22 protein-coding genes are annotated in these 24,608 nt (G+C 75.5%); 6 read left to right on the top strand and 16 right to left on the bottom strand.

From position 1 onward, the window contains the following. Window positions 1-83: 83 nt before the first annotated feature. Window positions 84-995, bottom strand: a complete 912-nt coding sequence (locus GTY84_RS16445; protein WP_161227025.1) for a LysR family transcriptional regulator — start codon at window positions 993-995, stop codon at window positions 84-86. Window positions 996-1,240: 245 nt separating this feature from the next. On the opposite strand from GTY84_RS16445, the gene GTY84_RS16440 reads away from it, so the two are divergent. Next, window positions 1,241-2,014: an SDR family oxidoreductase gene (locus GTY84_RS16440; RefSeq protein ID WP_161227024.1), complete on the top strand. Its 774-nt coding sequence runs from the start codon at window positions 1,241-1,243 to the stop codon at window positions 2,012-2,014. Window positions 2,015-2,464: 450 nt separating this feature from the next. On the opposite strand, the gene groL is transcribed toward GTY84_RS16440, so the two are convergent. From groL to GTY84_RS16425, 3 genes are all read right to left on the bottom strand, one after another. Next, window positions 2,465-4,090 carry a chaperonin GroEL gene (gene groL, locus GTY84_RS16435; protein WP_161227023.1) on the bottom strand — a complete coding sequence of 542 codons (1,626 nt, stop codon included), beginning with the start codon at window positions 4,088-4,090 and terminating at the stop codon, window positions 2,465-2,467. A 145-nt stretch (window positions 4,091-4,235) separates the two neighbouring features. Then, window positions 4,236-4,544 carry a co-chaperone GroES gene (gene groES, locus GTY84_RS16430; protein ID WP_053135717.1) on the bottom strand — a complete coding sequence of 103 codons (309 nt, stop codon included), beginning with the start codon at window positions 4,542-4,544 and terminating at the stop codon, window positions 4,236-4,238. 297 nt (window positions 4,545-4,841) lie between these two features. Further along, on the bottom strand, window positions 4,842-5,819 hold the full coding sequence (locus tag GTY84_RS16425; protein ID WP_161227022.1) for a polysaccharide deacetylase family protein: 978 nt from the start codon (window positions 5,817-5,819) through the stop codon (window positions 4,842-4,844). Between the two features lie 123 nt (window positions 5,820-5,942). Here GTY84_RS16425 and GTY84_RS16420 point away from each other — a divergent pair, with 123 nt between their 5' ends. Beyond that, window positions 5,943-7,127, top strand: a complete 1,185-nt coding sequence (locus GTY84_RS16420; protein WP_161227021.1) for a class I SAM-dependent methyltransferase — start codon at window positions 5,943-5,945, stop codon at window positions 7,125-7,127. A gap of 159 nt (window positions 7,128-7,286) precedes the next feature. On the opposite strand, the gene GTY84_RS16415 is transcribed toward GTY84_RS16420, so the two are convergent. From GTY84_RS16415 to tsaB, 4 genes are all read right to left on the bottom strand, one after another. Continuing rightward, window positions 7,287-7,556 carry a hypothetical protein gene (locus tag GTY84_RS16415; protein ID WP_161227020.1) on the bottom strand — a complete coding sequence of 90 codons (270 nt, stop codon included), beginning with the start codon at window positions 7,554-7,556 and terminating at the stop codon, window positions 7,287-7,289. Further along, complete coding sequence (gene tsaD / locus GTY84_RS16410) at window positions 7,553-8,698, bottom strand: tRNA (adenosine(37)-N6)-threonylcarbamoyltransferase complex transferase subunit TsaD (protein ID WP_161227019.1); 1,146 nt, start codon at window positions 8,696-8,698, stop codon at window positions 7,553-7,555. The genes GTY84_RS16415 and tsaD overlap by 4 nt, the downstream gene beginning before the upstream one ends. Further along, window positions 8,691-9,194: a ribosomal protein S18-alanine N-acetyltransferase gene (gene rimI, locus GTY84_RS16405; RefSeq protein WP_161227108.1), complete on the bottom strand. Its 504-nt coding sequence runs from the start codon at window positions 9,192-9,194 to the stop codon at window positions 8,691-8,693. The genes tsaD and rimI overlap by 8 nt, the downstream gene beginning before the upstream one ends. A 74-nt stretch (window positions 9,195-9,268) precedes the next feature. Next, entirely contained in the window at window positions 9,269-9,922 is a 654-nt protein-coding gene (gene tsaB / locus GTY84_RS16400; RefSeq protein WP_161227018.1) for a tRNA (adenosine(37)-N6)-threonylcarbamoyltransferase complex dimerization subunit type 1 TsaB, read from the bottom strand. Window positions 9,923-10,087: 165 nt separating this feature from the next. On the opposite strand from tsaB, the gene GTY84_RS16395 reads away from it, so the two are divergent. Further along, window positions 10,088-10,642: a hypothetical protein gene (locus GTY84_RS16395; RefSeq protein WP_161227017.1), complete on the top strand. Its 555-nt coding sequence runs from the start codon at window positions 10,088-10,090 to the stop codon at window positions 10,640-10,642. A 52-nt stretch (window positions 10,643-10,694) separates the two neighbouring features. Here the strand turns inward: GTY84_RS16395 and GTY84_RS33020 are convergent, their stop codons facing one another. From GTY84_RS33020 to alr, 4 genes are all read right to left on the bottom strand, one after another. After that, window positions 10,695-10,856 carry a hypothetical protein gene (locus GTY84_RS33020; RefSeq protein ID WP_202551224.1) on the bottom strand — a complete coding sequence of 54 codons (162 nt, stop codon included), beginning with the start codon at window positions 10,854-10,856 and terminating at the stop codon, window positions 10,695-10,697. Window positions 10,857-11,780: 924 nt separating this feature from the next. After that, window positions 11,781-12,305, bottom strand: a complete 525-nt coding sequence (tsaE, locus tag GTY84_RS16390; RefSeq protein ID WP_161227016.1) for a tRNA (adenosine(37)-N6)-threonylcarbamoyltransferase complex ATPase subunit type 1 TsaE — start codon at window positions 12,303-12,305, stop codon at window positions 11,781-11,783. A gap of 299 nt (window positions 12,306-12,604) precedes the next feature. Then, window positions 12,605-14,014 (bottom strand): alpha/beta hydrolase, encoded by a 1,410-nt coding sequence (locus tag GTY84_RS16385; RefSeq protein WP_345943455.1) that lies wholly within the window; start codon window positions 14,012-14,014, stop codon window positions 12,605-12,607. An 89-nt stretch (window positions 14,015-14,103) separates the two neighbouring features. Continuing rightward, a complete protein-coding gene (gene alr, locus GTY84_RS16370; RefSeq protein ID WP_161227015.1) occupies window positions 14,104-15,285 on the bottom strand; it encodes an alanine racemase in 1,182 nt (393 codons plus the stop codon). 154 nt (window positions 15,286-15,439) lie between these two features. On the opposite strand from alr, the gene GTY84_RS16365 reads away from it, so the two are divergent. Continuing rightward, window positions 15,440-16,876: an NAD(P)H-hydrate dehydratase gene (locus GTY84_RS16365; protein WP_161227014.1), complete on the top strand. Its 1,437-nt coding sequence runs from the start codon at window positions 15,440-15,442 to the stop codon at window positions 16,874-16,876. A 239-nt stretch (window positions 16,877-17,115) separates the two neighbouring features. Here GTY84_RS16365 and GTY84_RS16360 read toward each other — a convergent pair whose 3' ends face one another. From GTY84_RS16360 to GTY84_RS16350, 3 genes are all read right to left on the bottom strand, one after another. Next, window positions 17,116-17,487, bottom strand: coding sequence for a holo-ACP synthase (locus GTY84_RS16360; protein ID WP_161227013.1), 372 nt, complete (start codon window positions 17,485-17,487; stop codon window positions 17,116-17,118). Window positions 17,488-17,664: 177 nt separating this feature from the next. Beyond that, complete coding sequence (gene glmS, locus GTY84_RS16355) at window positions 17,665-19,512, bottom strand: glutamine--fructose-6-phosphate transaminase (isomerizing) (RefSeq protein WP_161227012.1); 1,848 nt, start codon at window positions 19,510-19,512, stop codon at window positions 17,665-17,667. Window positions 19,513-19,755: 243 nt separating this feature from the next. Continuing rightward, window positions 19,756-20,577 carry a hypothetical protein gene (locus GTY84_RS16350; protein ID WP_161227011.1) on the bottom strand — a complete coding sequence of 274 codons (822 nt, stop codon included), beginning with the start codon at window positions 20,575-20,577 and terminating at the stop codon, window positions 19,756-19,758. A gap of 371 nt (window positions 20,578-20,948) precedes the next feature. On the opposite strand from GTY84_RS16350, the gene coaA reads away from it, so the two are divergent. Together coaA and GTY84_RS16340 are read left to right on the top strand one after the other, a co-directional pair. Beyond that, window positions 20,949-21,938 (top strand): type I pantothenate kinase, encoded by a 990-nt coding sequence (gene coaA, locus GTY84_RS16345; protein ID WP_161227010.1) that lies wholly within the window; start codon window positions 20,949-20,951, stop codon window positions 21,936-21,938. A 30-nt stretch (window positions 21,939-21,968) separates the two neighbouring features. After that, the gene (locus tag GTY84_RS16340; RefSeq protein WP_161227009.1) at window positions 21,969-22,916 is read left to right on the top strand and encodes a DUF389 domain-containing protein; all 948 of its coding nucleotides are present in this window, start codon (window positions 21,969-21,971) and stop codon (window positions 22,914-22,916) included. A gap of 153 nt (window positions 22,917-23,069) precedes the next feature. Here the strand turns inward: GTY84_RS16340 and glmM are convergent, their stop codons facing one another. Further along, complete coding sequence (glmM, locus tag GTY84_RS16335) at window positions 23,070-24,428, bottom strand: phosphoglucosamine mutase (RefSeq protein WP_161227008.1); 1,359 nt, start codon at window positions 24,426-24,428, stop codon at window positions 23,070-23,072. Window positions 24,429-24,608 lie beyond the last annotated feature (180 nt).

Genomic DNA, 24,608 nt, shown 5'->3' with positions numbered 1-24,608 from the left:
GCCGGCCGCATTCCCTGAAGGAACGTTTCTCCGATACCGGAGCCGGACCCTGGAGCCCGACCCCGGGCGGACGGTCCGGGCCGTCAGGGTGCCTGGACGAGGCCCCCGGCCGCCCGGGCCAGTTGCTCCAGCGTCGCCGCCACCGCCGGCACCTGCGCCAGGTCGGGCAGGGTGAGCGCGACGATCTGCCGCCGCACCTCCGGTTCCAGCGCGACGGTGCGTGCGCCCCGGGGCCGCACGGAGTCCACGGCGAGCTGGGGCAGCACGGCGACCCCGAGACCGGCTCCGACCAGGCCGACGACGGCCGGGTAGTCGTCGGTGGCGAAGTCGATGCGGGGGGTGAAACCGGCCCCCTCGCAGACCTCGACGAGCTGGCCCCGGCAGCGCGGGCAGCCCGCGATCCAGGGCTCACCGGCAAGCTCCCCGATGGCGACGGACCCGGCGCCCGCCAGGGGGTGGTGCTCGGGCACCAGGGCCACCAGCCGGTCGGTCAGCAGGGGCCGGACGACGAGGTCGTCCCACTCCTCGGCGCCCGCCGCCCCCTCGTAGCGGAAGGCGAGGGCCAGGTCGCAGTCGCCCTCCCGGAGCAGGGCGACGGACCTCGGGGGCTCCGCCTCCTCCAGGAAGACCCGGGTGCCCGGGTGCGCGGCCCGCAGGGCGGCGAGGGCGGTGGGGACGAGGGTGGAGCTGCCGCTGGGGAAGGAGACCAGGCGGACCCGCCCGGCGCGCAGCCCGGCGATGGCGGCGACCTCCTCCTCGGCGGCGGTCAGCCCGGCCAGGATGCCGGAGGCGTGCCGCACCAGGGCCTCGCCGGCCTGGGTCAGCCGCATCTCCCGCCCGTTGCGCACCAGGAGGGGGGTCCCGACGGAGGTCTCCAGGGCCTTCATCTGCTGGCTGACGGCGGGCTGGGTGCAGCCCAGCTCGCGTCCCGCGGCGGAGAAGGAGCCGGTGGACGCCACGGCGCGCAGGACGCGGAGATGACGGGCCTCGATCACACCACCAAGGATAAGCGGAGCTTTGGGCACACGCCTGGCCCCGCTCCGCCGCTTTGCCCCTCGGGGGCGGGCCCGGGTGGCGCGATCCGGTGGCGGGCGGGCCGGTGCGGAGCGGGCGGCGGGCCGGTGGCGGCGGGAATCCGGGCAGGTGGGGGCGTACGCCGGAGCGTTCACCCGGTCTTCACGGGCCGGGGGCCCGGTGGAGCGGGGGCGTGCCCGGGTGGCCGGGACCATAACCTTGCGCCATGACAACGGCATTGATTACGGGAGCGACGGCGGGCATCGGCGCCGCGTTCGCGCGACGGCTGGCTGCCGAGGGGCACGACCTGGTGCTGGTGGCCCGGGATGTCAAGCGGCTCCGGGAGCAGGCGACGGAGCTGCACGACCGGCACGGCATCGAGGCGGAGGTGCTGGTGGCGGACCTCTCCGGGGACGAGGGGATCGAGGCGGTGGCCGCCCGGCTGGGCGAGCGCCGCGACCCGGTCGACCTGCTGGTCAACAACGCCGGTTTCGGTAACAAGGGGCGCTTCCTCGACGTCCCGATGGCCGACGAGCTGCGGATGCTGAGGGTGCACTGCGAGGCGGTGCTGCGGCTGACGGCTGCGGCGGCCGAGGCGATGCGGGAGCGGGGCCGGGGCGATGTCGTCAACGTGGCCTCGGTCGCGGCGTTCGTCCCGCGCGGCACCTACGGCGCGTCCAAGGCGTGGGTCGTGCAGTTCACCCAGGGGGCGGCCCGGGACCTGGCCGGGAGCGGGGTGCGGCTGATGGCGCTGTGCCCCGGCTTCGTGCGCACCGAGTTCCACGAGCGCGCCGGGATGGGCACGGACAGCATCCCGAACTGGATGTGGCTGGACGCCGACAAGCTGGTGTCGGCCGCGCTGGCGGACCTGGCCCGCGGCAAGTCCCTGTCGATCCCGGACCCCCGCTACAAGGCGCTGATGGGGGCGACGAAGCTGGTGCCGCGCGGCATGCTGGGCGGGCTGTCCTCGGTGACGGGACGCAAGTACGGGCCGCGCTAGCGCGGGACGCGGGTCGGCCGCGCCTGATCGGCCGCACTCGGCACGGGCAGCGGCAGGCGCGGACGGGTGGCCCCGGCGCCGACGACCGGACCGCCCCGGGACCTCGCCGACCGGAGGAGGCACCGGCACTGCGAGCAGGACGCCCGCTCATGGGGGCCGCGCTGGCGCGGGGACGCGGGTCGGCCGTACTCGCGCGGGCAGCGGCAGGCGCGGGCGGACGAGTGCCCCGGCCGACGACCGGACCGCCCCGGACCGCGCCGGCCGGAGGGGACGCGGGCGCGCAGGCCGCGCGGGCGCGGATCGGGCCCCGCACCGACCCCGGTGCCGTCGGGTGGGCGGCGGGACGCCGACGGTCCCGGGAGACGCGCCGCCCGCCCCGGGAACGCGACGGTGCCCGGCGCCCCCGGGAAAGCGGGGGTGCCGGGCACCGTCGGGCGTTCGGCGCGGTACTCAGTGGGCGTGGCCGTGGCCGTGGCCCGCGGCGGCCGGCTCTTCCTCTTCCTTCTTCTCGACGACCAGGGTCTCGGTCGTCAGCAGCAGGGAGGCGATGGAGGCGGCGTTCTCCAGGGCGGAGCGCGTGACCTTCACCGGGTCGATGACGCCGGCCTTGACCAGGTCGCCGTACTCGCCGGTGGCGGCGTTGTAGCCGCTGCCCTTCTCCAGCTCCGCCACCTTGGAGACGATGACGTAGCCCTCCAGGCCGGCGTTCTCGGCGATCCAGCGCAGCGGCTCGACGGCGGCGCGGCGGACGACGGAGACACCGGTGGCCTCGTCGCCGCTCTTGCCGAGGTTGCCCTCCAGCACCTTGACGGCGTGGACCAGGGCGGAGCCGCCACCGGAGACGATGCCCTCCTCGACCGCGGCGCGGGTCGCGGAGATGGCGTCCTCGAGACGGTGCTTGCGCTCCTTCAGCTCCACCTCGGTGGCGGCGCCGACCTTGATCACGCACACGCCGCCGGCCAGCTTGGCGAGGCGCTCCTGGAGCTTCTCGCGGTCCCAGTCGGAGTCCGTGGCCTCGATCTCGGCCTTGATCTGCGCGATGCGGCCCTCGACCTCGTCCTTCTTGCCGGCACCGTCGACGATGGTGGTGTCGTCCTTGGTGACGGTGATGCGGCGGGCGGAGCCCAGCACGTCCAGACCGACCTGGTCGAGCTTGAGGCCGACCTCCTCGGAGATGACGGTGGCGCCGGTGAGGACGGCCATGTCCTGGAGCATCGCCTTGCGGCGGTCGCCGAAGCCGGGGGCCTTCACCGCGACGGCGTTGAAGGTGCCGCGGATCTTGTTGACGACCAGCGTGGACAGGGCCTCGCCCTCGACGTCCTCGGCGATGATCAGCAGCGGCTTGGAGGAGTTGGCCTGGATGACCTTCTCCAGCAGCGGCAGCAGGTCCGTGATGGAGGAGACCTTGCCCTGGTTGATGAGGATGTAGGGGTCCTCCAGGACGGCTTCCATGCGCTCCTGGTCCGTCACGAAGTACGGCGACAGGTAACCCTTGTCGAAGGCCATGCCCTCGGTGAAGTCCAGCTCCAGGCCGAAGGTGTTGGACTCCTCGACGGTGATGACACCGTCCTTGCCGACCTTGTCCATCGCCTCGGCGATCAGCTCGCCGACCTGCTGGTCCTGGGCGGACAGCGCGGCCACGGCGGCGATGTCGGACTTCTCGTCGATCGGACGGGCGGTGGCGAGGAGGTCCTCGGACACGGCGGCGACGGCCGCGTCGATGCCCTTCTTCAGCAGCGCCGGGGAGGCACCGGCGGCGACGTTCCTCAGACCCTCGCGGACCAGCGCCTGGGCCAGCACGGTCGCGGTGGTCGTGCCGTCACCCGCGACGTCGTTGGTCTTGGTCGCCACCTCCTTGACGAGCTGGGCGCCGAGGTTCTCGTACGGGTCCTCGATCTCCACCTCGCGGGCGATGGTGACGCCGTCGTTGGTGATGGTCGGGGCGCCGAACTTCTTGTCGATGACGACGTTGCGGCCCTTGGGGCCGATGGTCACCTTGACCGTGTCGGCGAGCTTGTTGACGCCGCGCTCAAGGGCGCGACGGGCGTCCTCGTCGAACTTCAGGATCTTCGCCATGGGAGCGTGAGCCCTCTTCCGTAATCCGGGGAAAAACTGACTGCGCCCCCGACGCCCGGCTTCTTATCGTTCGCGGGTGCCAGGGGCGCAGCTGAGGCAGGTGCCGAGGTGGATCGGCGGTGCCGGGGCGGACCCGGCCTGCGTCCTACTTCTCGATGATCGCGAGCACGTCGCGGGCCGAGAGGACGAGGTACTCCTCGCCGTTGTACTTCACCTCGGTGCCGCCGTACTTGCTGTAGAGCACGACGTCACCGACGGAGACGTCGAGCGGAAGACGGTTGCCGTCCTCGAAGCGGCCCGGGCCCACGGCCAGGACGACGCCCTCCTGGGGCTTCTCCTTGGCGGTGTCCGGAATGACCAGGCCCGAAGCCGTGGTCTGCTCGGCGTCGAGCGGCTGGACCACGATGCGGTCCTCGAGCGGCTTGATGGCAACCTTGGAGCTGGTGGTCGTCACGATCCGACCTCCCCCTTCGGAGATCTCACGGGGTTAACTGTCTGAGGTGGCGACCAGGTGGATCCGTCGTCGCGGGTGCCGGACCTGCCCGTCGCGTTGTTGGCACTCTCCAGGGGGGAGTGCCAGACCCGAGACTATGACCGGGATTAGCACTCGGTCAAGCGGAGTGCCAGTGGACGCGGCGCGTCGCGGAATTTCCCGGCGCCCGCCGGCCCTGCGCGCGCCCCCGGCGGACGCCCCCCGGGGGCCGTCCCGGGCACCGGCGCGGGGCCCGGCGCGGGGCCCGGCCGGCGCGGGTCACAGGTAGTCCTCCAGCCGGGCCACGGCGTATCCCTCGGCGGTGACCCGGTCCAGGAAGCGGCGGGCCAGGTCGGTCATCGTGCCGTCCCAGTCGCCGCGCCCCCGGAAGTGGGTGAGGACGATGTCACCGGGGTGCAGGTCCTGGTCCCACTCGCGGTACTCCCAGTGGTCGACGTAGACCTCCTCGTTCCAGATGGGCGCGTACCGGATGCCGCAGGACCGGGCGGCGCGCAGGGTGTCGCGGTTGTAGTTGCCGTAGGGCGGGCGGAAGAGGGCGGGGCGGGTGCCGTACCGCTTCTCGATCACGTCCTGCATCCCGCAGATCTCCCGCCTCTGCTCCGCGTAGGAGAGGGCGGGGAGGTACGGATGGGTCAGGGTGTGGTTGTTGAGGGTGACCCCGGCGTCCCGCATGCCGGTGAAGTAGCCGTAGTCGTCCTTGATCTCCTTGTCGGTGAGGAAGACGGTGTACGGGACCTTCAGCTCGCTCATCATGCGCAGGAACGCCGGGTCCTTCTCGGCGCCGTCGTCGATGGTGAGGAAGACGACCTTCTCCTCGGTGGGGACGGTGGTGAAGACCGGGGGCAGCTCCTCCTGCCCGTCCACCTCGAAGCCCTCGCGGGCCGTGATCCGGGGCCTCTCCGCCGGGGGCGGCGGCGCGGCGAGCGGCACCGCCGCCAGCTTCCACCGCCGGGCGGCGGCGGCCCTGGCCGCCTGGGCCGCGCGCAGCTTGGAGGCGTAGGAGTCGAGGGCGCGAGCCGGGGGCGCCTGGAGCGGCTGCTGCCCGGCGGCGCCCCGCACCCCGGGAGGGTCCCCGCCCTGCGCGCAGCCGGCGCCCAGGACGGCGGCGGCCACGAGGACCAGGCCGGTGCGGGCGGTACGGCGGGCGCAGGCGGCGCGGAGGGCGGGGCGCGCGCGGGGCGTCCGGGACGCGGAGGAGGTTGCCCGAAGCGACCATGACGGCCCTCTCTCCGGCATCCGCTTTTTATCTGTTTGTACGACTTCGTGCATAGTGCGGCATGCTCGCAGTCCCCGGCCCGGGGACCCGGTCCGACACCGCGCCGGGAGCGGACGGTCCACCGACTGGCCCACAATGTCCCGGTGAACCAGCTCGACGCCCTCCGCTCCCCCGAAGGCCGCGCCCTCCTCGACGAGGTCCGCGACACCGATCCCGCGCACGAGCTGGCCGTGGCCACCCGGCTGCGCCGCACCCACCCGGCCGAGCTGGTGTCGGCGGCGCTCGGGCAGGCGCGGCTGCGGCAGCGCGCGGCGGCGAAGTTCGGGGCCGAGGACGCCGGGCGGATGTTCTTCACGCCCGACGGGGTCGAGCAGTCGACCCGCGCCGGCGTGGCCGCGCACCGCGCCGGGCGGCTGCGCGAGCTGGGCGTGGCCTCGGTGGCCGACCTGTGCTGCGGGATCGGCGGCGACGCGATCGCGCTGGCCCGCGCGGGCATCCGGGTGCTCGCCGTGGACCGCGACCCGGTGACCGCGGCGGCGGCCCGCGCCAACGCCGAGGCGCTGGGGCTGGAGGGGCTGGTCGAGGTGCGCGAGGCGGACGTGACGGAGGTCGACACCACCGGGTACGACGCGGTGTTCGTGGACCCGGCACGGCGCGGCGGGCGCGGCGGCCGGGGAACGGGCGGGCGGATCTTCGACCCCGAGGCGTACTCGCCGCCGCTGTCCTGGGCGGTGGGGGCGGCCCGCCGGGCCCCGGTCGCCGCCGCGCTGAAGGTCGCGCCCGGCATCCCCCACGAGGTGGTGCCCGAGGACGCCGAGGCCGAGTGGATCTCCGACGGCGGGGACGTCAAGGAGGCGGTGCTGTGGTTCGGCACGGCGCCGGGCACCGTGCGGGCCACGCTGCTGCCGGGCCCCCGCACCCTCGTCGGCGCCGGCCTGCCCGACCCGCCGGTCCGCGAGCCCGGCCGCTACCTGTACGAGCCCGACGGCGCCGTCATCCGCGCCCATCTGGTGGCCGACGTGGCCGAACGGGTCGACGGCGGGCTGCTGGACGCGACCATCGCCTATGTCACGGCGGACGAGCTGCGGCCCACGCCCTACGCGACGGCCTACGAGATCACCGACCGGATGCCGTTCCATGTGAAGCGGCTCAGGGCGCTGCTCCGGGAGCGGGAGGTCGGCACGCTGACGGTGAAGAAGCGGGGCTCGGCGGTGGAGCCGGAGGAGCTGCGCCGCAAGGTCCGCCCCCAGGGGCCGAACGCGGCGACGGTCTTCCTCACCCGGGTCGCGGGCGCGCCCACGATGCTGCTGGGCCACCCGGCCCGGTGAGCGGGCGGGCGCCCCGCCCGCGCCGTCCGCGGCCCGCCGGGGAGCCGGGAGGCCGGGCGCGGTCCTACGACGAGGGGCGGCCGGGCCCGCGGGGCGGCACGGCCAACGGAGCGGCCGCGCCGCCCCGCCCACGGAGGGGCCGCCCCGGTCCCGTGCCGCTCACCGCCCCGGCCCGGTCACCCCCACCGACTCGAAGCGCCAGCGGTGCACCGGGCGGGTGACCAGCTCGGCCGCCGGTTCGGGCAGCTCCGGCAGTTCGGCGTCGTACGGGGCGTCCCACCAGGTGATGACGAGGACCCGGTCCTGGGGGGCGCGCAGGGCCTCCCGGCGCAGGGGCTCGGCGCCGAGGTCGCGCGAGCGCGCCCACTCCAGCAGTTCCCCGCCCCGGCCGGGCACCGCCCGCGCCTCCCACATCAGCGCGACGGTCACGGGTACAGGTTCTCCTTGCTGACCTCGTGCACATGGTCGTGGCCATGACCGTGCACATGGTCATGGCCGTGGTCATGCCCGTGGTCACGGCCGTGGCCGCTCCCCGGGACGTGCGGGTCGGTCACCGGCAGGGAGGAGTCCGCCGACAGGTCCCAGTCGGAGGCGGACCGGCCCCGGGCGACCATCTCGGCGCCGAGCGCGGCGACCATCGCGCCGTTGTCCGTGCACAGCTTGGGGCGCGGCACCCGCAGCCGGATGCCCGCCGCCTCGCAGCGCTCCCGCGCCAGCTCCCGCAGCCGGGAGTTGGCCGCGACCCCGCCGCCGATCATCAGGTGGTCGACGCCGTTGTCCTTGCAGGCCCGCACGGCCTTGCGGGTCAGCACGTCCACCACGGCCTCCTGGAAGGACGCCGACACGTCGCGCACCGGCACCTCCTCCCCCGCCGCCCGCCGGGCCTCGATCCAGCGGGCCACGGCCGTCTTGAGGCCGGAGAAGGAGAAGTCGTACGGGGCGTCGCGCGGCCCGGTCAGCCCGCGCGGGAAGGCGATGGCGCCCGGGTCGCCCTCGCGCGCGTACCGGTCGATGACGGGGCCGCCGGGGAAGCCCAGGTTCAGCACCCGGGCGACCTTGTCGAAGGCCTCGCCGGCCGCGTCGTCGATGGTGGCGCCCAGCGGGCGGACGTCGGCGGTGATGTCCGTGGAGAGCAGCAGCGAGGAGTGCCCGCCGGAGACCAGCAGCGCCATCGTGGGCTCGGGCAGCGGGCCGTGCTCCAACTGGTCGACGCAGATGTGCGAGGCGAGGTGGTTGACGCCGTAGAGGGGCTTGCCGAGGGCGTAGGCGTACGCCTTGGCGGCCGAGACGCCGACCAGGAGGGCGCCGGCGAGACCGGGACCGGCGGTGACCGAGATGCCGTCCAGGTCGCGGGCGCTGACGCCCGCCTCCTTCAGCGCGCGGTCGATGGTGGGGACCATCGCCTCCAGGTGGGCACGGCTCGCCACCTCCGGGACGACCCCGCCGAACCGGGCGTGCTCGTCGACGCTGGAGGCGACCGCGTCGGCCAGCAGGGTGGTGCCGCGGACGACACCGACGCCGGTCTCGTCGCAGGAGGTCTCGATCCCCAGGACCAGGGGTTCGTCAGCCATTGATCTCGGTTCCTCGCTCGGTTCCCGGCAGGGGGTCGGTACCCGCCACGGAGGCGGACGGATCGGTCAGGCGCATGACCAGGGCGTCCACGTTGCCCGGCTGGTAGTAGCCGCGGCGGAAGCCGATGGCCTCGAAGCCGAAGCGCTCGTAGAGCCGCTGGGCGCGGGTGTTGTCCACCCGGCACTCCAGCATCACCTCGGCGCACTCGAAGGCGGTGGCGGCCCGCAGCAGCTCGGTCAGCAGCCGGGCGCCCAGTCCGGTGCCCCAGCGCCCGCGGGCCACGGCGATGGTCTGCACGTCGCCCTGGTCGCCGGAGGCGACGAGGCCCGCGTAGCCGACGATCCGGCCGTCGGCCTCGGCGACCAGATAGCGGCGGGTGGCCGCCGGACCGCGCGCGTGCGCCAGCTCGGACCAGAACATCCCCCGCGACCAGGCGTCCTCCGGGAACAGCTCGCGTTCCAGCAGGAGCACCGCGTCGATGTCCCACCAGCGCATCTCGCGCAGGGCGGCGGGGCCGGGCGGGGGCTCGGGCTCGGGGACGGGCCCGGCGGGGCCGGGTTCGGGTGCCGTCACTTGGGGGTGACCACCTTGTAGTTCTTGGGGACCTGGGCGTCCGGCCGCCGCAGGTAGAGCGGCCGGGGCGCGGGCAGTTCCTCCCCGGCCGCGAGCCGCTCGGCGGCGAGGCGGGCCAGCGCGGCGGCGGAGACGTGCTCGGGCTCGTGGGCCCGGGGGAAGGTGTCCGGGTACAGCAGGGCCCCGGCGCCGACGGCGGGGAGCCCGGCCACCCGCTCGGCGATGTCGGCGGGACGGTCGACGGCCGGGTCGGTCAGCCGGGTGCGGGAGTCGGCGTACCGGGCCCAGTAGACCTCCTTGCGGCGGGCGTCGGTCGCCACCACGAAGGGGCCCTCCAGGTCGGTGGCGCGGGCCAGGCCGTCCAGGGTGCACACGCCGTACACGGGCACGCCGAGCGCGAGCCCGAAGGCGTCCGCCGTCATCAGGCCGACGCGCAGCCCGGTGTACGGGCCGGGACCGGTCCCGGCGACGACGCCGGTGACGGCGTCCAGCCGCAGACCGGCCTCGGAGAGCACCCGGTCGACGGCGGGCAGCAGCAGCTCACCGTGGCGGCGCGCGTCCACCTGGCTCGACGAGGCGATGACGTCCGTGCCGTCGTGCAGCGCGACGGTCACGGCGGGCGTGGCGGTATCCAGAGCGAGCAAGAGCACGCGAACAGCGTACGGCGCCGCGGCGCCCGTGTCGGACGGCCGGGAGCGGTCGTCACGGACTGCTACCGTCGCCCACGGAACGCGTACGGCGTCCGGAGCGTCCGGACCCCGCGGGGCGCGCGCGGCGCCCGGGACGCACGGGATACGACGACGGGGTGGTCGCCAGTGGCAGCCAGCAGCGCCGGATTCGTGGCCGCACTCACCACGGCGGCCCTGGTGACCGTGGGCACTCTCGCCTACCGCGCGGCGGCGGAGGCGCCGGAGCCCCCCGCCCGGCCGCGGGCGTCGGGCCCGCCCGCCCCCGGCGCCGTCAAGGCGCCGCGCGACCGCCGTCACCCGGAGGCGCTGCCCGCGCGGTCCGGAACGGGTGAACGGGTCGTGTACTCGGTGGACGACGACCGGGTCTGGCTGGTCGGTGCGGACGGCGCGGCGCGGCGCACCTTCCGGGTGACCCCCGGCACGGTCGACCCGGCACCGGGCGGCTACGCGGTGACGTCCCGTTCGAACCGGGTGATCGGCACCGACGGCGTCCCGATCGAGCACGTGGTGCGGTTCACCGCGGTCGACGGGGTGGTCATCGGGTTCAGCGCGGCCGTGGACGACGAGCCGCCCGAGCCCGACCTGTCGGCGCCGACCGGCGGCATCCGGGAGTCCCGGGCGGACGGCGACGCCATGTGGGACTTCGCGACCATCGGCCGCCAGGTGGTCGTCATCCGCTGACCGCGCGGGGTCGGGGGCGGGCGGCGCGCGGCGGACGGGCGGGGCTGCCCGGTCAGGCGGCCTCGCGGGGCCGCTCCGGTGACACCGACGGGCTCGGCAGCGGCCCGGGCGCGGACGGCGGGGTCGAGACGGCCGCCGCGGCGGCACCGGCCGCGAGCAGTTCCTTCATGGACACCGCGGGAGCGGTGCGCGACGGGTCCCTGGTCTCCGGCATGGACGCCTCCTGGGGCTCGGGGGCCGTCCTGGTTAGGCGTGCCTAACCACGGCCCGGACACCATGTGACCACGGAGGGAGGCCGAAGGCAACATTTTTCCGACACGATGTCGGAAACCCGGTGATCCGCCTCCGCCAACGGACGCCCGGCCGACGCCGGCCGACGCCCGCCGGACCCACGGACCACCGGCGGCCCACGCGGGCACCGGGCGGCACCGGGCGGCATCGGGCGGCATCGGGCGGCATCGGGCGGCATCGGGCGGCATCGGGCGGCCGGATCATCCGCTCCTCCCGCGGCGGGACGGGCGCGGCGGCGGGGACCGGCCCCGCGGCGGGACGGGCGCGGCGGCGGGGACCGGCCGTGGTGCGCGGGAACGGGACGGGCCCGGGGAACGCCCCTCGGGCCCGTCCCGGACCGGACGCCCTCCGGACGCGGAGCCGGTGACAGGCGGGGCGGGCGGAACGGCGTGCGGGCCCAGCGGCGCGACGGACGGGAAGCACACCGTACGGTCCGGGCCGGAACGGCCCCACGACGAACCGCGGCCGACCCCGGCACGGCACGACGAACCGGGCCGGACCCGGGGCGGACACGCTCCGGACGCGAAGCGGAGCACCGCTGAACGGAGGCCGCACGAGCCGATGTGGAAGGACCCCGCGGCGGACCGCCCGGGACCGGACACGGGACGGAAACGGGCGCACGGCGAGGGGACAGACGCGACGGCACGGGCCGGGCTCGGGACGAGGACCTGGCGGGAGGACGCCGGACGGACAGGGCCGGGACGAGGCGGGACGGAACGGGACGAGGCGAGGCGAGGCGGAACGAGGCAGGGCAAGCGCCGTACAGGCCGGGGTGCGCCCGGAGCGGAGGGGCGCACCGGGAGCGGGAGGGAGGCCGTGCGCGCCGGCCCGCGCCGGCGCGGGGCGCTCAGCCGGTGAGGGCGTCCAGGTCGGCCCCGGTCCAGCGGGCGCCGACGCCCTTGAGGGTGACCCGCCGCACCTCGTCGGTGGTGTCGCCGACGGCGCGGTGGATGGTGAGCTGGAGCCGGTCCTCGGTCAGTTCCTCGACCTTGCCCTCGCCCCACTCGACCACGATGACCGAGTCGGCCAGGGAGACGTCCAGGTCGAGGTCCTCCATCTCGTCGAGCCCGCCGGACAGCCGGTAGGCGTCGACGTGGACGAGCGGCGGACCGTCGCCGAGCGGGGGGTGCACCCGGGCGATCACGAAGGTCGGGGAGGTGACGGCGCCGCGCACCCCGAGGCCCTCGCCGATCCCCCGGGTCAGGGTCGTCTTGCCCGCGCCCAGCTCCCCGCTGAGCATCAGCAGGTCACCGGCGCGCAGCGTGGCGGCCAGCCTGCGGCCGAACTCCCGCATCCGGTCGGGGGAGGTGACGGTGATCTCGGCCTCGGGAGCGGGCTCGGCGGGGCCGGACGGTGCTGCGGGTGCTTCCATGGCACCCCACGGTAGCCGCTGGACGGCGCCCGGCGGCCCGCCCCCGGGGCCGTCGCGGCCGACGTCCCCGGTACGGCCCCCGGCGCGTCCGCCGCACGGCCGCCCGCGCCCGGTCGCCTCCACGGCCGCACCCCGTCACCGGTGCCGTACGTCCCGGCCGGAGCGCCCGGCCCGGAGCGGTCCCCGCACGGCCGCGCCACGGTGCCGCCGACCAGGCGGGGCCCGTCACGGCGCGCGGCGCGTGTCGCCCGGCCCGTGCCGTCAACCGTCCCGCGTCCGTCAACCGGTCGCCGGGGCCCTCAACCCGCCGGGCCCCGGGCCCCGCCGTCCCCCGGGCCCGCCGCGTCCCCCCGGGCCCGTTCACGGGCCCGGGCGATCAGGCCGGTCAGGCGGTCCGTGACCAGTGCGGGGTGTTCCAGCATCACCAGGTGCCCGGCGTCGGGCACCATCACCAGCTCGGCCCCGGGCAGCAGTTCCGCGATGGCCTCGCTGTGCCCGCCGGGCGTGACCAGGTCCCGCACCCCGGCGAGCACGAGCACCGGCAGTTCGCGGAAACGGGCCAGGGCGGCGGTCTTGTCGTGGTCGTCGAAGGCCGGGTAGAACTCGGCGACCACGTCGATGGGCGTCGACTCGATCATCCGCTCCGCGAACCGGGCCACCGCCGGGTCGATGTCCCGTCCGGCGAAGGAGTAGCGCTTGACGATCCCGGCGAACAGGTCGGCGGTGGCCCGGCGCCCCCGCTCCACCAGCTCCGCCCGCTGCCCCAGCGCCCTCAGCACACCCGGCAGCAGCCGCCGCACCGCGTTGACCCCGGCCACCGGCAGCCCGAAGTTCACCTCGCCGAGCCTTCCCGAGGAGGTGCCGACCAGCGCGACACCGGCCACCCGCTCCCGGACGAACTCGGGGAACTGGTCCGCCAGGGCCATCACCGTCATCCCGCCCATCGAGTGGCCGACGAGCACCACGGGCCCCTCGGGCGCGGCGGCGTCGAGGACGGCGCGCAGATCGCGGCCCAGCCCGTCGATGGTGACCGGCTCGCCGTCGCGGCCCTGGGTCACGCCCCGTCCGGAGCGGCCGTGGCTGCGCTGGTCCCAGTACACGCCGCGGACCGCGCCGCGCAGGGCGGCGCGCTGGAAGTGCCAGGAGTCCTGGTTGAGGCAGTAGCCGTGGCAGAAGACGACGGTCACCGGCGCGGGCGCCCGCCGCCCGGACGGCCGCCGCGCTCCCCCCGCGGAGCCGCCCCCGGCCGCGGCGCCACCGTCGGCCCCGGCCCCCGCCGCACCGGCGGCATCCGCTCCGTCCGCGTCATGGGCGGCGCGAGAGCCACGGGGGGCAGGTGCCCCCTCGGCCCCGGTCACGGCCCCGGTCGTGGCCCCCTCGGCCGCGCCCGGCCCCCCGTCCCCGTCGGCCCCGCCGATCTCCACGGCCCCGTCGGCCCCGTCGATCTCGTCGATCTCGTAGTACAGCTCGGTTCCGTCGTCGGCGTACGCCCTGCCGGGGGTGCCGCGCAGTTCGCCGAACGGGCCCGCCGAGTCCAGCACCATCCGGGCCTCACGGCGCATCTCCCGGCCGACCGTGAGCCGTTCCACCGCCACACCTGCCGCCGCGCCCGCCGCGACCACGCCCAGGGCCAGGCCCGCGATGCCGGTGGCCCGGCGCCAGCCGCCGGTGGCCGCGTCCACGACGGCGTCCGCACCGCTCTCGCTCACGTACCGCTCCTCCTCGCCGGGGCGCCGCGCCGGTCGCTCTCGTCTCCGTCCGGCATCACCCGGACGGGTGCATCATGCACGGGACGGGGTCACCCGCGCACGGTGCTCCGCCGGTCCACGAGGACCCGGGGGACGCGCGGACCGATCCGGGTGACGATCTCGTACGCGATCGTGCCCGCCGCCTGCGCCCAGTCCTCGGCTGTGGGCTCGCCCCGGTCGCCCGGCCCGAACAGCACCGCCTCGGTGCCGGGGTCGGGCAGGTCGCCGCCGAGGTCGACGACGAACTGGTCCATCGCCACCCGCCCCGCGACGGTCCGCCACTTGCCCTCGACCAGGACCGGGCCGGTCCCGGAGGCATGCCGGGGGACGCCGTCCGCGTAGCCGAGGGCGACGAGGCCGAGGGTGGTCTCGCCGGGGGTGGTGTAGTGGTGCCCGTAGCTCACGCCGTGGCCCGCGGGCACCCGCTTGACCAGGGCCAGCGGGGCGGACAGCGTCATCACCGGGCGCAGCCCGAAGTCGGCGGAGGTGCCGACCTCCGGGCTGGGCGACAGCCCGTACATCGCGATGCCGGGCCGGACCAGGTCGAAGTGGGTCTCGGGCAGGGTGAGCGTGGCCGGCGAGTTGGCGATGTGCCGCACCTCCGGGCGCACCCCCTCCCCCTCGGCGTATCCGGTCATCTCCCGGAAGCGGGTGAGCTGGGCGGCGATGGAGGGGTGTCCCGGCTCGTCGGCGCAGGCGAAGTGGGACCAGAGCCCGGTGACGCGCGCCAGGCCCGCGCGCTCGGCGGCGAGCGCGGCGGCGACCAGCGCGGCCCACTCCGGGCCCGGCTGGCAGCCGTTGCGGCCGAGGCCGGTGTCGGCCTTGAGCTGGATCAGGGCGGGGCGCCCGGCGCGGCGGGCCGCCGCGGTGACCTCCTCCAGGGCCCACATCCCGCTGACGGAGACGTCGATGCCCGCCTCGACCGCTTCCCGCCAGGGCCCGCCGGGGGTCCACAGCCAGCACATGATCCGCACTCCGGCGAGCGCGGGCTCGGCGCGCAGCGCGAGCGCCTCCTGCGGGGTGGCGGTGCCCAGCCAGCCCGCCCCCGCCTCGACGGCCGCGCGGGCGCACGGGACGGCTCCGTGGCCGTAGGCGTCGGCCTTGACGACGGCCATCAGGGCCGCGCCGGGTGCCCGTTCGCGCAGGGTGCGCACATTGTCCCGCAGGGCGTCCAGATCGATCTCGGCCCGGGCCCTCGGGCCCGTTTCCGGCCGTACCACACTCTCACTCATCACCGCACAGTCTCTCAGAGCAGGCAGGATGCCCACCGGTCGGAGGGCCGGGCGGGGCCCGGGGCGGCCCGGACGGCGCGCCGGAACGGGTCCGTGGGGACGCGTGGGGCGGGTGCGCCGGAGGGTGCGGCGCCGGGCGGGGAACACTGGGGGCATGCGGAGTGCGTACAGCGTGGAGACGGTCAGGAACGCCGAGCGGGAACTGATGGCGCGGTTGCCGGAAGGGGCGCTGATGCAGCGCGCCGCCGCCGGACTCGCCGCGGCCTGTGCCCAGTTGCTCGGCCGGGTCTACGGCAGCCGGGTGGTGCTGCTGGTCGGCAGCGGCGACAACGGGGGTGACGCCCTGTACGCCGGGGCGCGGCTCGCCGGTCGGGGGGCGGGGGTCGCGGCGGTGCTGCTCACCCCCGGCAGGGCGCATCCCGGGGGCCTGGCGGCGCTGCGCCGGGCCGGGGGGCGGATCGCGCCGGACGGTGCCGGGGAGGAGCTGATCGGCCGGGCCGACCTCGTCGTGGACGGCATCACGGGCATCGGCGGGCGGGGCGGGCTGCGGCCGGGGGCGGTGCCGCTGGCCGCGGCGGCGGAGCGGTCCCGGGCGGCCGTGGTCGCCGTGGACCTGCCGAGCGGGGTCGACGCCGACACCGGCGAGGTGCGCGGCGCGGCGGTGCGGGCCGATCTGACGGTGACCTTCGGCACCCACAAGCCCGCGCTGCTGGTCGACCCCGCCCGGGAGTACGCCGGGTCGGTGCGGCTGGTGGAGATCGGGCTGGCGCTGCCCGGCAGGGGGGCGGTGCTGGAGGCCTTCCAGCACGCGGACGTGGCGGCGCTGCTGCCGGTGCCGGGCGCGGAGAGCGACAAGTACCGGCGCGGGGTGGTGGGCGTCGCCGCCGGGTCGGCGCGGTATCCGGGCGCGGCCGTGCTCGCCGTGGCGGGCGCGCTGCGGGGCGGGGCCGGGGCGGTGCGGTACGCGGGCCCGGCCGGGGACGCGGTGATCGCCCGGTTCCCCGAGGCGCTGGTGTCGGCCGGGGGGCCGAAGGGGGCGGGGCGGGTGCAGGCGTGGGTCGTCGGCCCCGGGATCGGCGACGACGCCGCGCCGGTGGCCGAGGCGGTGGCGGCGGAGGTGCCGCTGCTGATCGACGCGGACGGGCTGCGGCTGGCCGACGCCGGGGCGGTGCGGGCCCGTACGGCGCCGACGCTGATGACCCCGCACGCCGGGGAGGCGGCGGCCCTGCTGGGCGTGGGCCGCGAGGAGGTGGAGGCCGCCCGGCTGGCGGCGGTGCGGGAACTCTCGGCGCGCTACGGGGCGGCGGTGCTGCTGAAGGGCTCCACCACGCTGGTCGCGGCGGCGGACGGAGGGCCGGTGCGGGCGAACGCCACGGGAACGCCGTGGCTGGCCACGGCGGGCAGCGGCGACGTGCTGTCGGGCCTGGCCGGTTCGCTCCTGGCGGCCGGGCTGCCGGCCCCGGACGCGGGCGCGGCCGCGGCCTACCTCCACGGGCTGTCGGGGCGCCTGGCGTCCCGGTCGGCCCCGGCGACCGCCCACGAGGTGGCGGACCACCTGCCGGACGCCTGGCGCTGCATCCGCGCGCTCTGACGCCGCGTCGGCCGGGCGGTGAGTCCCCGGGGCGTCCCACCTCCGGGGGCGCCCCCACCCGGGCGGGGATCCCCCGGGGCCGCCCTCCTCCGGCTCCCCTGGGCGCAGCCCCCTGCGGCTCCCCTGGGCAGCCTTCCCCCGGCGCCCCAGGGCGCAGCCCTCCCCCGGCCCCCGGGAGAGGTCCCCTCGCGGCGCGGCCCCGCCGCCGCCCTGGAGCGGCCGCGGGCCCGGCCCGGGGCCTATCCCTCCGCGATCACCACCGCCGACGCCACCCCGGCGTCGTGGCTCAGCGACACGTGCCAGGAGGCCACGCCCAGTTCAGCCGCCCGCGCGGCCACCGTGCCGCTCACCCGGAGCAGCGGGCGTCCCGCCTCCCCCACGTACACCTCGGCGTCCGTCCACAGCAGCCCGCCGGGCGCGCCCAGCGCCTTGGCCAGCGCCTCCTTCGCCGCGAACCGCGCCGCGAGGGAGGCGACGCCGCGCCGCTCCCCGCTGGGCAGCAGCAGTTCGCCGGGCAGGAACAGGCGCCGCGCCAGGGCCGGGGTGCGGGTCAGCGACGCCCCGAACCGTTCGATCTCGGCCACGTCGATCCCGACCCCGATGATGCTCATGCCGCACACCCTACGGCGACGGCCCGGCCCCGCCCCGGCACCGCCCGCGGCCACCCGCGGAGCCCACGGCGACCGCGACGGCCCCGGCGGTCACGACGGCCCCGCGACGCCGACGGCCACGACGGCCCCGGCCGCCCGGAGCGCGGCCGACCGGGCCCCGCTCCGCCGGCACCGGCCTCACTCCACCGTCACCGACTTCGCCAGGTTCCTCGGCTGGTCCACCTCGTTGCCCCGGGCGGTCGCCAGCTCGCAGGCGAAGACCTGGAGCGGCACCGTCGTCACGAGCGGCTGGAGCAGCGTCGGGGTGGCCGGGACCCGGACGAGGTGGTCGGCGTAGGGCACGACGGCCTCGTCGCCCTCCTCCGCGATGACGATGGTCCGCGCCCCCCGCGCCCTGATCTCCTGGATGTTGGAGACGATCTTGTCGTGCAGCACGGACCGGCCGCGCGGCGACGGCACCACCACCACGACCGGCAGGTCCTCCTCGATGAGCGCGATCGGCCCGTGCTTCAGCTCCCCGGCGGCGAACCCCTCGGCGTGCATGTAGGCGAGTTCCTTGAGCTTGAGGGCGCCCTCCAGCGCGACCGGGTGGCCCACGTGGCGGCCGAGGAAGAGCACCGTGTCCTTGTGGGCGAGGGAGCGGGCCAGCTCCCGCACCGGCTCCATGGTCCCCAGGACCCGTTCGACCGCCTCGGGCACCCGGGACAGGTCGCGCACCACGGCGCGGATCTCGTCGCCGTACTGGGTGCCGCGCACCTGGCCGAGGTAGAGGGCGACCAGATAGCAGGCCACGAGCTGGGTCAGGAAGGCCTTGGTGGAGGCGACGGCGACCTCGGGCCCGGCGTGCGTGTAGAGCACGGCGTCGGACTCGCGCGGGATGGTGGACCCGTTGGTGTTGCAGATGGCGAGGACCCTGGCGCCCTGCTCGCGGGCGTGGCGCACGGCCATCAGGGTGTCCATGGTCTCCCCGGACTGGGAGACGGCGACGACGAGGCTGCGCTGGTCGAGGATGGGGTCCCGGTAGCGGAACTCGCTGGCCAGCTCGACCTCGCAGGGCACGCGCGTCCAGTGCTCGATGGCGTACTTGGCGATCAGCCCTGCGTGGAAGGCGGTGCCGCAGGCGATGATGACGACCTTGTCCAGCTCGCGCAGCACCCCGGCGGGGATGCGCACCTCGTCCAGGCTCAGCGTGCCGGAGCCGTCGATGCGGCCGAGCAGGGTGTCCGCGACGGCCTTGGGCTGCTCGGCGATCTCCTTGAGCATGAAGTAGTCGTAGCCGCCCTTCTCGGCGGCCGAGGCGTCCCAGTCGATGTGGTAGGCGCGCACGTCGGCCGGGGCGCCGTCGAACCCGGTGACCGTCACCCCGTCCCGGCTCAGCTCGACGACCTGGTCCTGGCCCAGTTCGACGGCCTCCCGGGTGTGCGCGATGAACGCGGCCACGTCGGAGGCGAGGAAGGACTCGCCGTCGCCCAGGCCCACCACGAGCGGGGAGTTGCGCCGGGCGCCGACCACCACGCCGGGGGCGTCGGCGTGCACCGCGACCAGGGTGAAGGCGCCCTCCAGCCGCCGGCACACCCGCCGCATCGCCTCCGCGAGGTCGGGATGGGCGGAGAACTCCTCGGCGAGCAGATGGGCGACGACCTCGGTGTCGGTCTCCGAGGCCAGGGTGTGGCCGCGCTCCTCCAGTTCGGCGCGGAGCGGGGCGAAGTTCTCGATGATGCCGTTGTGGACGACGGCCACCCGGCCCGCGTTGTCGACGTGCGGGTGGGCGTTGGAGTCGGTGGGGCCGCCGTGGGTGGCCCAGCGGGTGTGGCCGATGCCGGTGGTGGCGGCCGGCAGCGGCCGTTCGGACAGTTCCTTGTCCAGGTTGACGAGTTTCCCGGCGCGCTTGGCGGTGGCCAGGCCGCCGTCCGCGGGCAGGGCGACGCCCGCCGAGTCGTAGCCGCGGTACTCCAGACGCTTCAGCCCGGCCAGTACGACGTCCAGCGCCGACTGCGGACCCACATATCCCACAATTCCGCACATAAAAGGCAGCCTAAGGGCTGGCCGGTGATCCCCGGTGGATCAGCGCGCGGCGTCGGACACCGGAGGGCGCGGGTCGGCCCCCGGCCCCGGAGTCACCCGCGAACCCGGCCCGGAGCGGCCTCGAACCGGCCCCGGAGCGGCCTTGATCCCACCTCGGAGCGGTCCCGTCGTGCCCGGGACCGGACGTTCCCGCCGGGGACCGCACGGCCCGGCGGGTCACCGGCGGCCCCGGCGGGTCCCCGGTCAGCCCAGCTTGGTGACCTGGGCCCCGGCGACGTCCTCGGGGAAGGGGAAGTCCTTGCCGGTGGCGGCGGCGCCCAGGTTGAGCTCGGCGAAGGCGGCGAGGGTGGAGCCCTTGCGGGTGACGATGACCTTGACCGGGAAGCTGGAGCCCTTCTCGGGGTCCAGCGTCAGGGTGAGGGCGACCGTCTCGTCGGCACCGGCGGGCGCCACGTCGCCGGGGACCACCTTGTCGATCCTGGTGCGCTGCCCCTTGGCGGTGAAGACGAAGCCGTCCTTGCACGCCTCGAAGGACTTCCGCAGGGCGTCGACGGCCTTCGTGGCACCGTCGCCCTGGTAGGACGAGAGCGTCAGCAGCCCCTTGGACATGCCGTACATGCGCTCCGTGGGGTCGCTCCCCTGCTCCTTCCCGGAGGGCTCCTTCGGCGCCGAGGCCCAGGACCGCTTGACCGCCGCGGCCGGGTCGGCCTGGGCGACGCCGCTCTGCGCCAGGGCGAGCGGCAGACAGGCGGCGTCCTCCGCCGTCACCTCGTCGCGCGTGGCGTCGTCGACCTTGACGACCTCGGTGACCGTGATGCCGTCGAGGTCGGACTGGGTCAGCGCGCGCATGTCCAGTTCGGCGCTGGAGTGCGTCCGCTGGTTCTCCGGGGACGGGGTGGCGCTGCCGGTGGCGCTGGCGCTCGCGGAGGGGGTGGGGCTGGGGGCGGTGCTCGCCCTGTCGTCCCCCTCGCCGTCGTCCGACGAGCCGCCGCAGGCGGTGACGAGGAGGGCCAGGGCGGCGGCGGACGCCGCGAGGGCGGTACGGCGGACGGCGGTCGTGGTCACGGCGGGGACTCTTTCGTAGCCGGGGCCCGGTGAACTCCGGGAAGTCTGCGGGCACTTTACGCACCGGTGGCGCGGATTCCGCCACCCGGTCCGGCAGCCGGAACGCGACCGTGACCGGCGTGTCCGGCGTTGTCCGGCGTGACCGACCTGTCCCCCCGCCCCGCGCGTCCGGACGCCTCCCGCGCCCCTCTCCGCGCCCAACCCCACGACCGCGCCGCGCCGGATCCACCGGTGTCCCGACACGTCCCGCCACATCACCGCACGTCCCGCGCCCGCCCCCGTGTCCCCTTCCGCGCCGCCCGGCCCCTCCGCCCCGTCCGGCGTGACACAGCCCACCTGTCGCCCCGTTCAAACTCCGTTAACAATGGACTGTGATCTCTCCGGTCTCCTCGATACCCCGGAGCGCCCACCGGCAGCGGCCGGAGGCGACTCCCTACGTCGACCTCACCCGAGCCGAGTGGAGCGCGCTGCGCGACAAGACGCCGCTGCCGCTCACCGCCGAGGAGGTCGAACGGCTGCGCGGCCTCGGCGACGTCATCGACCTCGACGAGGTGCGGGACATCTACCTCCCGCTGTCGCGGCTGCTCAACCTCTACGTCGGCGCCACCGACGGCCTGCGCGGGGCCCTGAACACCTTCCTCGGCGAGCAGGGCTCCCAGTCCGGGACCCCCTTCGTCATCGGGGTGGCCGGCTCGGTCGCCGTCGGCAAGTCCACCGTCGCCCGGCTGCTCCAGGCACTCCTGTCCCGCTGGCCCGAGCACCCGCGCGTAGAACTGGTCACCACGGACGGCTTCCTGCTGCCGACCAGGGAACTGCAGGCCCGGGGGCTGATGTCGCGGAAGGGTTTCCCCGAGTCCTACGACCGCCGGGCGCTGACCCGCTTCGTCGCCGACATCAAGGCGGGCAAGGACGAGGTCACCGCGCCCGTCTACTCCCACCTCATCTACGACATCGTCCCGGACGAGAAGCTCGTGGTCCGCCGCCCCGACATCCTGATCGTCGAGGGGCTGAACGTCCTCCAGCCCGCACTGCCCGGCGGCGACGGCCGCACCCGGGTCGGGCTCGCGGACTACTTCGACTTCAGCGTCTACGTCGACGCGCGCACCGAGGACATCGAGCAGTGGTACCTCAGCCGCTTCCGCAAGCTGCGCGCGACCGCCTTCCAGGACCCCTCCTCATACTTCCGCCGGTACACGCAGGTGTCCGAGGAGGAGGCCCTCGACTACGCCCGCACCACCTGGCGCACCATCAACCGGGTCAACCTGGTGGAGAACGTGGCGCCCACCCGGGGGCGGGCCACCCTGGTGGTGCGCAAGGGACCCGACCACAAGGTGCGGCGGCTCAGCCTGCGCAAGCTGTGACGGAGGGGCCGCGGCCGGTAGAAATGCCGGATGCTGCATCTGCGCCTGATCGTCCCGGCCGACCGGACCGACGACGCCGTCCGGCTCGTCCGGGAGACGGTCGGCACCACCCATCTCGTCGTCCTGCCGGGTGCCGCCCGCGAACCGGAGGGCGACGTCGTGCTGTGCGACGTGGCCCGCGAGTCGGCGGACGAACTGGTGCGCCGGCTGCGGCGGCTGGGCATCCAGCGGGACGGCGCGATCACCGCCGAGTCGATCGGGATGTCGCTGTCCGACCACGCCGACCGGGCCGAGCGGGAGGCGCCGGGGTCGCCCGCGGACGCGGTGCTGTGGGAGCAGCTGGAGGAGGCGACGAACGAGGAGTCCTCGCTGTCGATCACCTATGTCGCCTTCATGGTGCTCGCCACGATGATCGCGGCCTGCGGGGTGGTCCTCGACAACGCGGTCCTGATCGTGGGCGCGATGGCGGTGGGCCCGGACTTCGGACCGCTGGCCGGGATCTCCACCGCCGTGGTGCAGCGGGCGCCGCGGCTGGCGGCGCGGTCGCTGCTCGCCCTGCTGGTGGGCTTCGCGGTGGCGATGGCGGCGACGGTGGTGCTGAGCTGGGGCATGACCGCGCTGGGACTGTTCAGTGCGGAACGGCTGGAGGGTCCCCGGCCCAACACCGGCTTCGTCTACTCCCCCGACGCCCTCTCGTTCGCGGTGGCGGTCATGGCCGGCATCGCGGGCACCCTGTCGCTGACCTCGGCCAAGTCCGGCGCCCTGGTGGGCGTCGCCATCTCGGTCACCACGGTCCCGGCGGCGGCGAACACGGCGGTGGCCCTGAGCTTCGGCGACCTCACCCAGACGGTGGGCTCCGCCGAGCAGCTCCTGGTGAACCTGACCGGCATCACGGTCGCCGGGACGGTGACCCTGCTGGCCCAGAAGTCCCTCTGGTCCACCCAGCGCAAGCGCCTGACGAAGCCCGGAACGCCGTAACGCGTTTGGATCGGGCCGGATCAGGGAGCGGGGTCCGGCGCCGTGCATCGCAGGGCGGAGGAAGGAGTCAGGACGGAGCCCCGGCGACCGACGACAACGCGGCGAGGTGCGGCGCCGGGGCCCGCGAGCCCGGCCTGATCCAGACGGGAGACCCTAGCCCAGGGAGGACTTGACCGCGTCGGCCAGCCGTCCCGCCACCGAGCGGGCCTGGTCGAGGTCCGCCGCCTCCACCATCACCCGCACCAGCGGCTCGGTCCCGGAGGGCCGCAGCAGCACCCGGCCGGTGCTCCCCAGCTCCCGCTCCGCCTCCGACACCGCGGTGGCCAGCTCCGCCGACGTGCCCACCCGCGCCTTGTCCACGTCGCGCACGTTGACCAGCACCTGCGGCAGCCGCTCCATCACCGACGCCAGCTCCCGCAGCGACCGCCCGGTCTGGGCGATCCGCGCCGCCAGCATCAGCCCGGTCAGCGTGCCGTCCCCGGTGGTGGCGTGGTCGAGGATGATCACGTGCCCGGACTGCTCGCCGCCGAGGGCGTACCCGTTGGCCTTCATCTCCTCCAGCACGTACCGGTCGCCGACCCCGGTCTGCACGAACCGGATGCCCTCGCGCTCCATGGCCAGCTTGAAGCCCAGGTTGGACATGACGGTGGCGACAACGGTGTCCTCCCGCAGCGCCGACCGCTCCCGCAGCGCGAGCGCCAGCACGGCGAGGATCTGGTCGCCGTCGACCTCCGCGCCGGTGTGGTCCACGGCGAGGCAGCGGTCGGCGTCGCCGTCGTGCGCGATGCCGAGGTCGGCGCCGTGCTCCACGACGGCGGCCCGGAGCAGGTCCAGGTGGGTGGAGCCGCAGCCGTCGTTGATGTTGAGGCCGTCCGGCACGGCGCCGATGGTGACCAGTTCGGCCCCGGCGCGGGCGAACGCCTCCGGCGAGACCCGGGAGGCCGCACCGTGCGCCTCGTCCAGGACGATCTTCAGCCCGTCGAGCCGGTTGGGCAGGACGCCGATGAGGTGGGCGACGTACTGGTCGAGCCCCTCCTCGTACTCGCGGACGCGGCCCACGCCGGAGCCGGTCGGGCGGTCCCAGGGGGCACCGGTGCGGTGCTCGGCGTAGACGGCCTCGATGCGGTTCTCCAGCTCGTCGGCGAGCTTGTGGCCGCCGCGGGCGAAGAACTTGATCCCGTTGTCGGGCATCGCGTTGTGGCTCGCGGAGAGCATCACGCCGAGGTCGGCGCCGAGGGCCCCGGTGAGGTGGGCGACGGCGGGCGTCGGCAGCACGCCGACCCGCAGCACGTCCACGCCGGCGCTGGCCAGCCCGGCCACGACGGCGGCCTCCAGGAACTCCCCGGAGGCGCGCGGATCGCGTCCGACCACGGCGGTCGGCCGGTGTCCGGCGAAGGTGCCCGCCTCGGCCAGTACGTGCGCCGCGGCGACGGAGAGCCCGAGCGCCAGCTCGGCCGTCAGATCCGCGTTGGCGACGCCGCGCACGCCGTCCGTGCCGAAGAGTCGTCCCACTTGTCCTCCTGAGGAAACGTCAATTCCGGAAGCGGCTGCCGGTGCGGCCCGCCCAGTCGACTCCCGAGGCCCGGGACGCGCGGTAGGCGCACTGCCAAGCCATACGAACACACAAGCATCAGAGCGTCTTGTGTCGTTATACGCCTAACGGCGGGGATACACGAACGCCCCGGCAGCACA

The sequence above is a fragment of the Streptomyces sp. SID8352 genome (assembly GCF_009862265.1).
Lineage (GTDB): Bacteria > Actinomycetota > Actinomycetes > Streptomycetales > Streptomycetaceae > Streptomyces.
The sequence above is the reverse complement of the archived record's forward strand: the minus strand, read 5'-3'. Positions and strand labels throughout refer to the sequence as shown.

Coding starts and splice junctions, on each gene's coding strand:
- tsaE (WP_161227016.1), bottom strand. CDS start 12,305: ATGGAAGCACCCGCAGCACCGTCCGGCCCCGCCGAGCCCGCTCCCGAG.
- GTY84_RS16425 (WP_161227022.1), bottom strand. CDS start 5,819: ATGCCGGAGAGAGGGCCGTCATGGTCGCTTCGGGCAACCTCCTCCGCG.
- glmS (WP_161227012.1), bottom strand. CDS start 19,512: ATGTGCGGAATTGTGGGATATGTGGGTCCGCAGTCGGCGCTGGACGTC.
- GTY84_RS16365 (WP_161227014.1), top strand. CDS start 15,440: ATGCGGAGTGCGTACAGCGTGGAGACGGTCAGGAACGCCGAGCGGGAA.
- alr (WP_161227015.1), bottom strand. CDS start 15,285: ATGAGTGAGAGTGTGGTACGGCCGGAAACGGGCCCGAGGGCCCGGGCC.
- rimI (WP_161227108.1), bottom strand. CDS start 9,194: ATGCGCTGGTGGGACATCGACGCGGTGCTCCTGCTGGAACGCGAGCTG.
- GTY84_RS16340 (WP_161227009.1), top strand. CDS start 21,969: ATGCTGCATCTGCGCCTGATCGTCCCGGCCGACCGGACCGACGACGCC.
- tsaD (WP_161227019.1), bottom strand. CDS start 8,698: ATGGCTGACGAACCCCTGGTCCTGGGGATCGAGACCTCCTGCGACGAG.
- GTY84_RS33020 (WP_202551224.1), bottom strand. CDS start 10,856: ATGCCGGAGACCAGGGACCCGTCGCGCACCGCTCCCGCGGTGTCCATG.
- GTY84_RS16360 (WP_161227013.1), bottom strand. CDS start 17,487: ATGAGCATCATCGGGGTCGGGATCGACGTGGCCGAGATCGAACGGTTC.
- GTY84_RS16440 (WP_161227024.1), top strand. CDS start 1,241: ATGACAACGGCATTGATTACGGGAGCGACGGCGGGCATCGGCGCCGCG.
- groL (WP_161227023.1), bottom strand. CDS start 4,090: ATGGCGAAGATCCTGAAGTTCGACGAGGACGCCCGTCGCGCCCTTGAG.